2 protein-coding genes (1 of these 2 only partly in view) are annotated in these 16,645 nt (G+C 46.5%); both read right to left on the bottom strand.

Annotation, left to right across the window (positions count from 1 at the left end; genetic code table 11):
• Positions 1-35: 35 nt before the first annotated feature.
• On the bottom strand, positions 36-12,854 hold the full coding sequence (locus RBH91_RS02300; RefSeq protein ID WP_307893331.1) for an SDR family NAD(P)-dependent oxidoreductase: 12,819 nt from the start codon (positions 12,852-12,854) through the stop codon (positions 36-38).
• A gap of 15 nt (positions 12,855-12,869) precedes the next feature.
• Positions 12,870-16,645, bottom strand: partial view of an SDR family NAD(P)-dependent oxidoreductase gene (locus RBH91_RS02295; RefSeq protein ID WP_307893330.1) — the final stretch only. The gene runs 9,961 nt beyond the window's last position; the window shows 3,776 of its 13,737 coding nt (coding positions 9,962-13,737); the start codon falls outside the window, past its right edge; its stop codon occupies positions 12,870-12,872.

The following is a 16,645-nucleotide window of genomic DNA, read 5'->3' as shown; positions in this document are numbered from 1 at the left end:
ATAATTCTCCTGATCTGTAGGCATCGAGAATTTCTTTATGATTCATACGATTTACTCCCTTCTATGATGTTTTGCACACTCTTAAAATCCAATTTTCCTTGCGCCACCTCTTGCATCAAACCGATGATCTGCTCGTCAGTGTACAGGCTTTTCATTTGATTTTGCGGCTGGGCTGCCGCGCTTTGATTTTGCCCTTCAGCTTTTAGAGCCATATGAGCAGAAAGCGCTTGGACTGTCTGGAATTCAAGGATCTCCCGGCCGGTCAACTTGATCCGAATGGTCTTTTCTAAATGACGCATCAGCTTTCGGCCAAGAATCGAATCCATCCCATATTCCTGAAAGTTCCTTTTGAAACTGATTTGATGCCGTGACAGGCTCAGCTCTCGTTCTAGAAATTGTACGATGATGTCTTGAATGTGTTTCTCTTCCTTGGACTCGTCAGTCTCACTTTGGATGACTTGTGACGACAGCCTCATGGCATTTGGTTTTTGGGTATCTGATGAAATCCAATAGCGTTCCTTTGCAAATGGATAGCCGGGTAACGGAACGATACGGACCTTATTGTCTTCATGGAGCAATTCCCATGAAATTTGATTTCCTTTCGCCCACCAAGCTGCTATCTTTTTAAAATCTTTTTCTATGACGACCGTTTTCAGAGATGTTTCATCTCGTTCTTCTGAAATGTCTTCCACATTCCCTGTATAAAAGGATGTAAATTGGCCGAATGATTCACCATTCTTCACCGCTTCTGCATATTCCTTCAATTTTCGCACCAGTTGTTCCTGATGATTCACTACGATCGCCAGTCTTGCTTCCATTGCTTTTCTTCCAACCTGGAGTGTATATGCAACATCAGGTAAAGAAAGGTTGTCATGATGCTCTGCATACTCAAGCATTTGCAGAACAGCATCGTGAAGCCGATCCTCATTTTGAGCAGAAAGCACGATAACTTGCGGACATTCCGTTGGCTCTGGATGCAGGCATGGCTGCTCATCCGGAATGTATTCTTCAATTACAGCATGCGCGTTCGTACCGCTGATACCCGTTGTGCTGATTGTTCCCATCCTCGGCTTATGATTTTTTCTCAGCCATTGCTGATTCTCTTTGTGAAGTACAAAAGGGCTTTCTTTAAACTGAATATACGGGTTGCTCGTTTCACAATCATGAGTAGCCGGAATGGTCTGATTTTTCATCGCCATCAGCATACTGATCAAAGCAACCACACCGGAAGCTGCAAATGTGTGTCCGATTAATGATTTAATCGAGCCGATCGTGCAGAATTGCTTCTGTTTCGTATATTTGCTGAACACGCTCGTCAGTGCTTGGACTTCAAGCGGATCTCCCAGATTTGATCCAGTGCTGTGCGCCATCACATATTGAATATCCAGCGGATTGATCTGATAATTTTCATAAATGCTTTCTATTAATTCCGCCTGGCTAAAAGGATTGGGAGCTGTCATTCCATTGGTTTTGCCGTCATAATTCACGCCGCTTGCTTTGATACATCCATAAATGTGATCTTGATCTTCAATTGCCTTTGATAATGGTTTCAGCAGTACAGCTGCTACCGCTTCACCAGGCACAAGCCCATTGGCATCCTGATCAAACACTTTGCATGTTCCGTCTGGAGAAAGCATTTCGGCTCGTGTCAGCGCCTCATAAGACATTTGAGAAATATTCAGGCTGACGCCGCCGGCTATAGCCATTTCACAGTCTCCCTGACGCAAGGCTGCACAAGCCTGATGAATGGCTACAAGTCCTGAGGAACATGCCGCCGTCAACGCCATATTAGGTCCTTTTAAATCTAATGCGTATGCGATTCGCGCAGCTAATGTGGCGTTTTGAGTACCGGTAATGTAATCCGTCTCACCGGTTAAATGCGCATATTCTCCTTCTTCCACACCCACATAAACGCCGCAGGACTTTCCTTTAATCCGTTTTCCCATATATCCTGCGTCCTCAAATGTATGCCAAGCTTCCTCCAGAAAAATTCGCTGGCGCGGGTCCATGCTTTCGGCTTCTTTAGGCGATATGTGAAAAAACAGCGGATCAAATTGGTCTATGTCTTTCAAAAATGCGCCCCATCTTGGCACTGCTTTTTCTGGATCTCCTTTCACTTCACGCCAGTCCCAGCGGTCATTCGGAATTTCAGAGATACAATTTTTCCCGTGTTTCAGATTGTCCCACAATTCATGGACCGAATCAGCTTGAGGAAACCTGCCGCTCATTCCGATAATGGCGATAGGCTCTGCGTAATGCTGCCGACCGCTTTTATTGTTGTTTTCTGACTTGGGTGCTGCAGGAACAGGCTCATCAGCTTCAGTCTGCTTCTGTACGCCAGCTGTGTCATCCCGGTAAAATTCCTCGATCAGCTCTTTATGATCCGTTAAAAAGTAGTGGATCAATTCTTTTAAAGACGAATAGCCAAAAAATAGGGCAGGCGTAATCTCGACTTTGTAATGGTTAGTTAACACGTTCGAGAATTTAGCCAGGTAGATGGAATCAAATCCAAAGTCGGCCCAGTTCTTATTCAAGTCCAGCTTATCTTTTGAGATCTTAAGCAATGTGTGAATATGCTCTTTCAAGTCCATTTCCAAACGTTTTTCAACGCTTAACGTCTTCATCTCACCCGATGTTTCTTGTACAGGAGGGTTTATCATGTCCGGTTCTGGCATTGTATGTTCAGTCATTCCTAAAAAGCGGCGGACCCGGCTTGGCTGACCGGCTATGATGAGATGCTGCGCATCCTCCTGAGACAAGATGTGTTCAAACATACGGATGCCTTCATCCGCTTCTAAGAAGCGCTGGCCGCTTGATTTCAGGTACATATCGGTTGTTTCGGCATCCCCGATTGTCATCCCGCCATCTTTCCATACAGGCCAGTTGATGACAAACGTTTTGCCGTGATGAAGCTCGTTTCTGTAATGTGCATAAGCCATTTGGAACCGATTCCCTATCGCATAATCACAAAAACCAAAATCTCCTAAAATAGCGGAAGACGATGAAAAGTAGCAAATAAAATCAAGGGTTTCTTTTTGAAGCCACTCGTCAAGCGCTATCGTTCCATTGATTTTCGGTTCAATAATGCGCCGGAAGCTTTCCATCTCTTTTTCAAAAATAGCAGACTCGCTCTCGATACCGGCGGCATGAATGACGCCATTGATGGCGCCGAACCGGTCTTTTCCTCGTTTCACGCAGTCTCCCATAGCGATCGGATCACACACATCCGCCTCTGCATACATGGCTTCGCCGCCTAGATCCTTCAATTCTTTTAATTGTTTTTGTTTTTCTTCATTGATAGGCGTTCGCCCTGTCAGAATGATGTTTGCGGCATAGTTTTTAGCTAAATGCTTAGCGAGTAAATAACCGAGCCCTCCTAAACCGCCTGTAATCAGGTAAGTCCCTCCGGACTTCAATTTGCTGTTGTTTGGTTGTATCGTGGTTTGTTCAATCTGACATACATAACGTTTCTCATTCTGATACAAGACCGTTTGTTCAGTTGCAGCCTGCAGCTCCGTCCAGATCTTACTTGTCCAATCGTCCATTGATTCTTTTAGATTTTGATCAGCTGCCTGAAAGATTCCTGTCACTTTCGTATTCGGAAGGACAAGCCCGAGTGAACGTTCGAATCCAATCCATGATTCCAGATAACTTCGGTCAAGACCGTTTTCAAAACATCCCGCCAATAACACTCGGACAGGCTGAAGCTTCGCGGCCGCCATGGCTTGCAATAAATAGACTGCACAGGAATAATCCTGAATAATGCTTGAGTCCTCCGCCGCCCACAAATAGAGGATTGCATCCGGTTCACCATGTTCTTCCTGAATACTCCGGAAGGCTTTCTCAAAAGTGCCGGGGTCTTGCCGTACAATTTGATAGGCGTATTGAGACTGTTTCCCGTACAACTTACCCTGTGCAATAAAAATGACCTTGGTCTCTGGATCAAAGCTTTTCACAGATGAAGCGAATGCTTTTTGCTCTTCTCTGTCAGTCAGAAAACAGACGAGCGTTTTGAAGCTTTTCGATGTGAGAGATGCCCGCTGCTCTGTCCACACTTCTTTAAAAGTCATAACCTCGAAGTTTTCTTCCTCTTCTTGTTCTATATTGTTTTCAAAGGACGTTGTTCTCTTTTCAACACCCGGTGCCCAGTAATGTTCCTTTGCAAAAGGATATGTCGGCAGGCTGAATCGGATCGGCTTATGGGCTCCGTACAGCTTCGTCCAGTCAAAAGATAAGCCCTTCACCCAAAGATCCAGCAGCTTCGTATATTTTCCTTTGCTCATCCAGGCGTCTATCATTTTTTCCGTGTCTTCATCAGCTGATAAGACAGCTAATGCTTGTTTGTTATCGTAGATACGATCGAGATACAGATCCTCTGCTTTCATTTCTATAAAATCTTGCAGCTTGCTCTCAAGATCTGCTATTGATTCGGCGATAAAGCCAAGCCTTTCCTCCATTGCTTCACGGCCGGTCTGCAGCGTATAGGCCATCCGGATAAGATCTGTTTCACTGTACCTTTTTTCGCGAACGGCGGAGAGCAGCTGCTCCGCTCTTTCTCGAAGCCGTTCATTGTTTTTCGCTGACAGCACGATCAGAGCAGGAGGATGAGCTTGAGGCGTTTGTGCCTCGGTTTTCGGAATATATTCTTCTAAGATCATATGGGCATTTGACCCTCCGGCGCCAAAACTGCTTAATCCGGCGCGTCTCGGCACTTCCCGTCCGTCGATGATTGGACGCTTCCATTCACCGAGCTTTTGCTGAACGATAAACGGAGTATGGCTGAATTCAATATTTGGGTTCAAACGCTCAGAATGCAATGATGGCGCGATTTGACCGTATTTAAACTGAAAAAGGATTTTTGTCAAACCAGCGATGCCGGCTGCACTTTCACAATGACCGATATTGGACTTGCTGGAGCCGATTGCACAGAACTGTCTTTCTTGCGTATCTTCCTCAAACGCTTTTGTTAATCCCGCAATCTCAATCGGATCTCCTAATGCAGTGCCTGTTCCGTGTGCCTCCAGATAACTGATCGTTCGGGCCGGGATATCGGCACGCTGAATGGCTTCTTTAATCATCCGGGCTTGGGCATTCGGATTTGGAACCGTATATCCATTGGTTTTGCCTCCGCTGTTAATGGAGCTTGCCTTTATCACCCCATAAATATGGTCACCGTCTTCTATTGCTTTTTGCAGAGGCTTTAAAATGACGGCGCCCACTCCTTCTCCGTCAACAAACCCATCTGCGTTATCACCGAATGATTTACATTTGTCACTTGCAGAAAGCATGTTCATGACAGATAAATTCTGATAGTGAACAGGGTCGACAACTAAATTGACGCCGCCGGCAATGGCGCAATCGCTCGATCCGCTGTAAATGCTTTCTAACGCTAAATGAATCGCAGTCAGAGAAGACGAACAAGCCGTATCAACTGCAAGGCTCGGCCCTTGGAAATTCAGCAAATAGGATACCCTGTTGGCAATGGACCAATAGCCGTAGCCGGTAGGATAATTTTTGTTCATGACCCCGGCAAAGACACCGACCTTTCTGCTTGAACAGAGCGTGTCAGGCGTGTATCCCGCATCTTCAATACTCGCATAGGCGGTTTGCAGGAATAATCGTTCCTGAGGGTCCATTCTTTCTGCTTCCAGCGGAGAAATTTGAAAGAATAAAGGATCAAATGTATCCATACCTTTGATAAATCCGCCCCATTTTGTATAAATCGAGCCCTCTTTTTCTTTATCGTAATATGCTTTCCAATCCCAGCGGTCTTTCGGAATTTCCTCAATACAATTTCTGCCTTCTTTCAGATTGTTCCAAAAATCTTCTGCTGTCTCCGCCTGCGGATAACGTCCGGATATACCGATAATGGCAACATCACGGCTGGCCGGAGCTTGTGATGGCGATGGCGTTTCCTTCTCGCGGCTGCGGCCAAGCTTACGATAGCGCTGGGTTGTTTTAAACGCCTGCCCAGCCTCCTGTGACGATTCGTTATTGATTGTGATCGGCTTGTCATTTTGCACTTGACGGTCAAGACCCGTCAGTTTCATGAGCGCTTCTTTTTTCGTTTTGATTAAGTGTTCCACTAACGCGTCTATTGTCTGATACTCAAAAAATAAAGTGCTGCTCACATGTTCTAGTTCCTTACGTAATGTATTCGTGAGCTGGACAACGACAATAGAATCGATGCCGTACTTTTCAAGCTGTTCAGATGAATCAATTTTATTTGCAGGTATTTTCAATGTTTCTCCGATAAGTTTTTTCATATACTCGGTGCTTTTTTCTATCAAGACGGCATCATTTGATTGTCCGCCTATCTCTGAAGCTATGTTTTGGACAGGTGCCGGCTCCTTCCATGTTGGAGAAAAATCCTTTTCTGCAGAAGGCACACTTTCCATAGCCATACGGCGCACCACTCCGTTGCTTGAGGCTGCTACGATCTGGTGACTGAGGTCATGGACAGCTTCCGCCGGGAAGAACACGGATTCAAAGCCTTCGCTTTCTAATGCCTCTTTCCATTTGTTTGGATATAGACCAGGACAGCCGGGAATTCGCAGTGCAGGATCTTCATACAGCCACCAGCCTTCCAACAGTCCGAAGGTGATGTGAGGGAACAAACTGTTTCCCGCCATTTCATTCAGTAACAGCAATCCGTTGTGCTTCATCACCGCTTTTGCATGCCGCAGCGTTTGACGAATATTTTTCGTCGCGTGAAGGACATTAGCGGCAATTACAATGTCATAGCCGCCTGCCTCGATTTCCTGCTGGTCAATCGGTTTTTCCACGTCAAATTGCTGATATGTCAAGTAAGGATTTTCCGCCCCGTACTCTTTTTCTGCATGCAGCAAAAACGCTTTAGAAAGATCTGTATAACAATATTCCCCTATATGATTTTGATAGGTTTTCAGTTTTTGAAAGATTCCCGCGCTCGTGCCGCCAGTGCCTGCCCCTATTTCCATAATGCGAATAGAGGTTTTAGGGTCCTGCTTCAGCCGTTCATCTACGTAAGCCGTCAACGTATCGGCAAGCACTGCGTTGAAATAGTCTGCAACTTGGTTATGCTTATAAATACCTTCCACCAATTCCATTGAGGAATGCGGGAACATGATATCTGTCGCAGGCACCTTCCCCGTCAGGATATCCGGCAATGCTTTCAGCATGGCCTCAGCTAACACGGTCATCGCTTTTGTATTGCTGTCTTTGAGCCATTCCGCTTTTCTCGTATCCCACTCTTTCCAAAGCATATCGATATCCTCTGCCTTACCCTTCCTCACCAACGAATCTCCATCTTTCTTAAGAAAGTCATGCTGCAGAAGGAATTCGCCGCTTTGCCGGAGCCATTTTTCATAAAATCCACGAGTATTCTTGTTTCGTTGAAGGCGTTCAACCGATAATGTATGACCTTCAAACAGCCCGGCCGTCTGCAGTTGTGCTAACAGAATTCTGTAAAGGAGATCGTCCAGCTCCTCGTGTGTTACTCTTTCTATTACTTCTGTTTCCGGCAGGCGCCTCTTCAAGCTTTCGGCGTCTATCGAAGGGTGCTGCGGATAAAGAGTGATGAATTCCTTCTGATTCACACCTTCGACTGCAACAGGTTTAGTCGTATGAATGAAAGCCGTTTGGCTGGCAGGCCCTGAAAGCAGTGCTTCTAACGCCTTCATCCCTTCCTCAGGTTCAATTAAGCCTAAGCCAATTTGATTCATGAGCTGTACATAATTTTCATCTCCGGCCGCTTCACTGTTCCCCCAATATCCCCAATTCATGACTTTAACGGGACAAGTCCAGCTTTGGGAAAGCCGGTAAGCAAAAGCATCTGCGAACGCGCAGCCAGAGGCATAATGGCTTTGCTTCACATTTTTGATATGGGCCACAAGCGAAGAGAAAAACAGAACAAAATCCAAATCCTCCTGCTGAAATACTTGGGCCATACGAACACTTACATCCACCTTCGGCGCCAGTCCGGTTCTGAATTCTTCCAGCGTCATATTTTCCAGGCTTTGCTCAAATAAAACCATTGCAGAATGAACGATCCCATGAATGCGAGAATGGCGCTTTTTCACTTGTTCATAAGCGTGCTGCAATGAATGGATATCCGCGGCATCGGCTGCAATATAGTAAGGCTCAGGTCCAAGTGCTGAGAGACGGTTTAATTTCGCCTGGATGGCATCATTGATTTGACTGCGTCCAATCCAAACGATCTGCGCCTGATAGCGGCGGATCAAATACTCACTCCATGCTTCTCCGATGTACCCCGCACCTCCGATGACCACATACACTCCGCCCGTTTGATATAACGTGTCATCTGACGGAGATTGCTGATATGGGATCAATTGCTGCTGATGCCATTGCTGATTCCGATAGGCCCAAGCGTGCCCGTGACGATCTGCAGGGAGTGTAAACATCTGTTTGATCGGCCAAGTGCAGCCTTCTTCAAGGTCAATCAGGCGGATCTTCCAATGCGGGTATTCCTTAGCCATTGTCCCTGCGAGTCCATGAATGCTTGCATGAGCAGGATTGACAGCTTCATATTGAGTAATCGGCTGCGCTTGGACGGTTACAATGGACCACTCCAGCTTTTTCCCGCCATAGCCTAATTGAAGAAGTGCTTTTACAAGCTTAAATACTTGAAGAACGTTTTCTTCCTGTCCTTCGATAAACATATGCTCTGAGTGTGACGGGGCAATCCACATCACATGGTCAATGCTGCCGTACGTTTGCAGCTTCTTCGCTATCGCATCAATGTGATCTGCAGGTTTGATATCCAAAACGGGAGCCTGAGGATAGCGCTGTTTCATTAACTTCCGTTCGTTCTCAGTACCCCCTAATAAAACGGCTTGTTCACCAGCAACCGAAACACCGCCTCCCTCCGCATCCGGAGAAACTGGTTCCCAGACAGGAATCATCATCGTATGCCCTATTGGTGAAGAAGTAGCGGCTATGACTGCATGTGACTGCTGTTCCCCTTCCAGCGCTCTAATGGAAGCACCCTTCATTTGCACACAAACTTTCCCGTTTTCATCGCATAAATCAATATCGTACTTTCTGATTTTGTCCTCTGCTTTACTGTCTGAACTGAATCGAATATATGACCACATGTCAGAAGGGCAAGGGCCAAGTATATTAAGCTCCTGCATCGCAAACGGCAGAGACGGCTTATGAGCTTGAGCATCCTTATTGACTGAGCTTACGATAAAACCAATCGATGCATGGAAGGCGGAATCCATCAAACTCGGATGAAGCAGGAATTGCTGCTTGCCGTCTTCCAAAAAAGCGGGTAAGGAGATTTTTGCAAGCAATTGTTCTTGTCCGACAAGCACTTTTTCAATCCCTTGATAGCCCTCACCATAGTCAAGCCCTATCTTCCGAAACGCCGCATAGCATTGTTCTGACGTCACTGTGCCCAGACTGCATTCCGCCTGCAGCGCTTGAAGGTCTAAAACAGGAGTATCCGGTTCAACCGATATGATTGCACTCCCTTGGCTGTGTATCATCGGATTTTCATCTTTGCTGTAAATCTCATAGGTAATCTCTCCGCTATCCTCAGGATAAAGGCCGATATGTATCTCTTTTGGTTCACTTTCAATCGCAATAGGGCGAATCCAGACGATGTCTCTGAGCGACACAACTCTTTGTCCATCTTCCAGATCACCCGCTGCTTTTTCCGCAGCTTCTCTTGCCATTTCTAAATAGGCAACGCCCGGCAGAATTTTCTGTCCCTGCACAATATGATCTGATAGAAAAAATTCCTTGCCTGTAAAGCTAGAGCTAAAGCGCTGCTCAGTAAAGTCTGACGTATTCCGGTGCAGCAGCGGATGTAATGAACTGTTCGCTGCGTCGCTGGTTTTCGTTTCAGGTGCCGGAATCCAATAGCGTTCTTTTGCAAACGGGTAGGTTGGGACACTTATTTTTAGCGGCTTGCGATCGCTGTATAGTTCATCCCAGCCGACCTTTTTTCCTTGAACCCATGATTCCGCGAGGCTCTTCAAATCCGCCGATTTTGTCCCGGCAAACTCATGGCCTTCCTTGGCCTGTCCGGTCCAGCAGTGATCGACTTCTTCACCTTTTACAAATGCTTGAAGTTTATGAGTTAAATCCTTTATGTCTTTAACGATGAAGGCTGCCCGCTCCTCCATCTCCACCCGTCCTGCCTGCAACGTATAAGCAAGCTCCAAAAGATTCATGTCCTCGTGGAGAAACTCAAGGAGTTTCCCGGCGTAAGCATGCAGCCTGTCTTTATTTCTCGCGGATAGTGGAATAATAGCCTCTTCATATTTCACTGAAACAGGGGCTGAGCCGTTCTCTACAGGGATGTATTCCTCCAAAATGATATGCGCATTGGATCCTGACGCTCCAAATGAACTTACACCGGCACGGCGGGGATACTTGATCTCCTTGCCATTTTCTGAAAGTGAGGGCTGCTGCCATTCCTTTGTTTCATGCTGAACAAAAAAAGGTGATTGCTCCAGCTCCAAATACGGATTCAGCTCTTCTGAGTGCAGAGATGGCACAAGCGTTTTATAATGCAGCTGCAGAGCAGTCTTCGTTAAGCCGCTGATGCCGGCCGCAGATTCGGCATGACCAATATTTGATTTCACAGAACCGATCGAACAGAATTGCTGATCCTGCGTATTCCGGCTGAAAGCTTTCACCAATCCTTGAATTTCAATCGGGTCTCCTAAAGAGGTGCCGGTGCCGTGGGCTTCCACATAGCTGACCGTACGCGGATCGATCCCTGTTTTCTCCAAGCAGGCTTCAATGACATCGGCTTGCGCTACAGGGCTCGGAACCGTAATGCCGCTTACCTTGCCTACATGATTAATGACGCTTCCTTTGATGACGGCATAAATCCGGTCACCGTCCTGTTCGGCTTTTCGCAAGGGCTTTAATAATACCGTTCCAACCCCTTCTCCAGAAACGTATCCGTCACCGCCTTCGCCGAATGTATGACAATAGCCGTCGCTAGAGTGCATCCCAACACTGCCATAGCTGATATATTTAGCCGGATGCAGCGATAAATTGACACCTCCCGCCAGCGCGGCCTCACATTCTCCATTTCGGATGCTCTCTATTGCCAAGTGAACAGCAGTCAAGGAGGAGGAGCAGACCGTGTCCACCGCCATGCTCGGCCCATGGAAATTACAATAATAAGAAACTCTATTGGCAATTTGCGCATAATTCAGTGACAGAGGGAATGGATTCTGTTCGGATAAAGCCTCCGCACCTATAAGGGAGTAGTCCTTATGCATGACACCGGCAAATACGCCGACATGCCGTCTTTTATTTTCGCCCCGCGGTTCGGCAATTGTCTCTGGTGTATAACCCGCATCTTCAATAGCTTCCCAGCACGTCTCTAAAAACAAGCGTTCTTGAGGATCCATGGTTTCCGCTTCTCTTGGAGAGATTCTGAAGAATTGAGGATCAAAGCAATCAGCATCCTCAATGAACCCGCCCCATTTTGAGAAGGGCTTGCCAGAAGGTGATGTCAGCTCTTCGAATTCCTTCCATTCCCAGCGCGATTTCGGGATTTCACTGATGCAGTCTGTACCTGCCTTCAGATTTTCCCAAAATTGTTGTATGTTTTTCGCCTTAGGATAACGGCCTGCCATCCCAATAATCGCAATGTCCTCCGCTTTTTTTGATGCAGAGGGGACAGCATCTAAAGACTCCGGCTTTGGTGCAGGAGACCGGCGGACAGCATCGTCCGCCTCTCCAATCGAATAGTTTTCAGCCAGATACGCTGATAATTCTGCAATCGTTGTATATTCAAACAGCAAAGTGGGAGAGAGTTCCTCTCCAATCTGAGATCCTATCGCCTGAACCATTTCAAGCAGGGACGGCGAATCTAACCCAAGCTCATAATAGCCGGCATGGATATCCATTTGTTCTGCCTGTTTTTCAAGCTGTTCAGCCAGCAGCTGACGTAAAAAACCTTCAATCGCATTGTATTCCCGGCCAGCGTCATGAGAGACAGAAGATTCTTTTAGCAGTCTCTCTTCCTGGGGCTGATCGATTTCTTTTTCAGGCTGAAAGGCCTTCGCGTCCCGGACAGACTTGCTTGCAAAATTTTTGAGTTCGGCTACTTTTTGTCCGGATGAATTAAAATATTCAATCGTCATATAAGTGAGCTCGTTTTTCTGACGCACGGATGAAGCTTGAATTCGCGCCGCACATTCTTTTTGTAATCGCTCTGAAGCTGAAAAGGATTCGTAAAACAAAGGCAGATATACAGTCTGTTCATTTTTATTTACCTTTGAGAGCAGGGTGCTTGACCCTAACCCGCTGGCATCAATGAGCGTCGGATGAAACATAAAAGCCTCAGAATGAAGCAATGCTTCTTGTTCGACAGTGATATCAATCAAAGAGCCCTCTTTTGTTTCATATACTTGTCCTTCTGCTTTCATCATCCCTGTATGCACTAAATCTTGACGGCGGCATTGATCATAGATATCATCGAGATTCAGAATTCTATCGGCCGTTTTTTTCCATTGGTTAAGATCAATCTTTTCCGTGAAAACAGCTGGTTCTTGATGATGCATTTCAGCCGCAGCATATCGTTTTTTGTCCGATAACGACGCTCCATGCTGTTTTTGTCCGTCGATGATGACGGACCATGTCCCTTTTTTGCTTTCAGACACGTGAATTGTCAGGGCAATGTCATACGATGCTTCCGCGATCAGAGGGTAAAAAATGGTCAGGTTTTTTAATTCAAGCTCTTGATAAGCGTAACCATGTTCTTGGAATACTTGATAAATCAAATCTATATAAGCAAGGCCGGGTAATAACGCTTGTCCATATACCTTGTGATTGCACATGACAGGATTATTTAACGAGATGTGCATTTGTTCAGTTATCATATTCCCACTCCTCTCTTATTTGAAAGTTTTCCAAAACATTTCTTTAGAAGCACCCGTATCTGAAAGCTCTTGTCCCCGCACGGTTTCAGCTGATACAGCTCGATTTTCTGTTAAAACGGGCCGCCGGTGTAATGCCGGGAGAGGCAGGGGCGTTCTTCTGATTGGACGCTCAGCCGAGTCATCCCAGGCCTCTATAATCAGGTGGGCATTCGTTCCTCCATCAGCAAAACAATTGATCGCCGCAGCCGGCATTTTCTCTTTCCACGCGGCTGGTGTTTTACAAAAATACAAATCCGTTTCTTCTACATTAAAATGCGGCATTTTTTCATCTCCTGACAGGAACGGAACCAATTGTCTATGTTTCAGCATCAAAGCGACCTTAACCAGGCTCGCTATCCCTTCTGCACATAATGGGTGGCCGATGTTCGGTTTAACCGACCCCACTCCTAGTGAAGCTTTGCAGTGGGAACGGTAAATGGCTTGAATCGCCTTAAGCTCAAGTAAATCCGTCACTACGGAGCCTGATCCATTTGCTTCAAGATAGCTGATTTCTTCAGGCTTTTTTCCGCTTTTCTCAAGCGCAGACTGCATCACGTCCTTTTGCGCCTCAAGATTCGGTGAGGACGGGCCTGCCGTTCTTCCGTCATTGTTAACAGCCGCGGCTTTAATGACAGCATAGATAGAGTCTCCGTCTTCAATCGCTTGGCTGACTGTTTTGACTAATACCATTCCCACGCCTTCTCCTAAAACGACGCCTTCTGCCCGCTTGTCAAATACATGGAAAGACGGCTTTTCACATAAAAGTCCGCGCTCCTGAAACATTTGATGCGCATCTGTATCAAGCAAACTGACACCGCCGACAACCGCTGCCTCGATATCTCCGCTTCGTAAAGCCTGAATGGCCATATTCAAGCCGACCAATGCAGAGGAACAAGCTGTATCCAGCACGATACTCGGTCCCCGCAAATCAAAAAATTGTGAAATATTAGCGGCTAAATAGTTTTGCCCCCCGGCCACAATCGGATTTCTCGCTTTTGAAAGACTGGACTGTTCAGGTTTGTGCTGACTGCGTCCTCCTATATAAACACCAGCCCGCATGCCTTTCATTTCCTTTTCAGTGTAGCCGGCGTGGTACATCAGCTTCAGACTTTCTTCCAATACAGCCAAAGCCTGAGGGTCCATTGCTCTGACATCATCATCGGACATCAGGAAGAAATCCGGATCAAATCGGTTCATATCCTCAATGACCCCGGCGTAATAAGAGCTTGAATGACCAAAGCGTTCAGGCGGCACAGGTTTGATCGCTGACCGACCTTCACGTATTAAATCCCAGTATGCCTCAAGCGTTTCAGCGCCGGGGAATCGGCATGTCAGGCCAATGATCGCGATGTCTTCTGCATGAAGCGCCGGTTTTACATCATTCCCCTTTTGTGTTTGCTGTTCCGCCGCAGAAGCCTGATCGAGTGGCAATGACGCCGCAGCAGGCTTCTGTGAGGCAGTTGGTTGTACAACATCCGGTAAGGCGGATTCATATTCAGATACCAGCCACTTTGCAAAAGATTCTATTGTCGGATATTCAAATAAAATAGATGGATCAATATCTCCTTTTATCTTTTGATTAATCTGCTGTAATAGCTGAGCCAAAATAATCGAATCTATTCCGTACTCTTGAAAAGGCTCATCGGTTTCAAGGTCTTCAGCGCCTATCTTTAGCTCGTCAGAAAAAATAGTCACAAGCCATCCAACGGTTTCACGGAACAAGTTTTGAGTGCTGTCTTGTTCTTTTGTCTCAGCAGTTGGAAACCCCTTAACTGTGAGAGAATGGCGCATGAGCTTGTCCGGATGCCATACATCTGTATTGGGCACCGCCGGCAGGACGACGGCTGGCCGTTTTTCAGAAAGGATCTGATCCAGGAGCTGCAGTCCCTCATCGTTTTTCAAGCTTACTAGTCCGGTCTGTTCTAAAGCTTTGCTTCGAACCTCGCCTAAGCCGGTCTCCTTCCAGTTTGGCCACTGAATGCTGACAATCGGATATTCACCTTTACGGGATTCTGCAAAATAATCCATAAAAGCATTCGCCATCGCATAATCAGCTTGTCCGGCTGCAAGCACAGGAACGGTGGCTGATACTGATGAAAATAAAACAAAAAATTGCAGCGGTTCATCTTTGAGCAGGTCAAATAATGTTTGAAGCCCATCGACTTTCGGCTCCAGTACGGCTTGTATCTCTTCTGCTGATTTTCTTATAAACGCCGGATTATGTTTATTCACTGTCCCGGCACAATGAATCACTCCGCCAATTGATCCCATTGTATGCTGAATCGTCTCGATGCTCTGTTTAACAGCAAGCGGATCGGACAGCTGAAGGGACAGCACTTGTACTTGGGTGCCCATTGCTTCCAACTCTTGGATGGCTTTCACTTTCTGAGCAAGCGGCGTGTTTTTCTCTTTGAGCAAATCCCACTGTTCACGCGGAGGCAGCTCTTCACGGCCGGTGAGCACCAATCGTTTTACCCCGTATGTTTGCACAAAATGACGCGCACACACGAATCCAAGTCCTCTTGTCCCGCCTGTAATCAGCAGCACCCGGTTTGACGGAAACGATAATTGTTCTTGATCAACAGCATCTGCTGTTCGCTCTTCCAAATATGCGCGATAACGCCGCCCGTCTCGATAACAGACTTCGGTATCTGTGCTGTCAGCATAAAACTCATCTGCAATCTGTCTGGCCAGCTCCTTTTCGGCTGTTACATGATCTGTATCCATATGTCTTGATGTAAGGTGACTGTATTCGCTTTGAAGCATTCGGTATAAACCGGCCCGGGAAGCACCGGACAGATTAACAGCTTTATTTTCGTAAGACTCGAGCCCCTTCGTCACACACAAGACAGTCAAATTTTGCTTCTGATTACGGCCATGCTCAATCAGTTTTTGCAGCCAACTGATCCAGCTTATCGATTGCTCATGGCTCATTCCGCAGCCGATCAGATCCACTGCTCCGCCGACATCTTCCAAGTCGGCATCTGATAAATGCTTAAGCTCTCGGCTGTCAATCATGCGATAGTTCGAGAAATACACGGAAAGCTCGCTGGCTAATGTCATGGTCTCGGCGTTTGCCAATATGGCAACCGTTTGGCTTTTACGTTCTGCTGATGTAACCGGGCAATGCTGCCACTGTTTTTGTAAAAAGCAGTGTGTCGTCATCGGTGCAGCAGATTGCAATGCCGAACGGCTGTCTTTTGCTGCGGCATCTTCGTTTGGGAGCCAATAGTACTCTTCTGCAAACGGATAAGCAGGCAGGCTGATTCGGTGAGGCATGTGATCGCTATAAAGCTCGTTCCAATCGATCCGCAGCCCTTTCACCCATAATTCCGCCAGCTTCTCCAGCCTTTTCTTCTCAATCCATGTTTCCAGCAGGGCTTTGGCATCTTTATCTGTTTCATATACTTTCATTTCGCTTTTCTTCGTTTTGACATGCGCAGCATAAATTTCTGTATTGGGAATATCTGCAATATAGTCTTCAAGAGTTTTCATAAGCGCTTCTCTCGAATCAGCCAAAAATGCCATTCGGTAATCCATCGGTTCCCGGCCAGTCTGAAGGGTATATGCCATATCATCCAGATTGATATCTTTATTGGAATCTGCGAAATCTCTCATTGATTGGGCATAGACCTTCAATTGCTGCCTTTTTTTTGCTGAGAGTACAAATAACTTTGAATGATGGCGATCTGGTACTGGATCATTGTCCCTTTCAGGCCGGTATTCTTCAATCACGAGGTGGGCGTTCGTTC

The organism is Bacillus swezeyi, assembly GCF_030908325.1.
In the GTDB taxonomy this organism is placed as follows: domain Bacteria; phylum Bacillota; class Bacilli; order Bacillales; family Bacillaceae; genus Bacillus; species Bacillus swezeyi.
The sequence above is the reverse complement of the archived record's forward strand: the minus strand, read 5'-3'. Positions and strand labels throughout refer to the sequence as shown.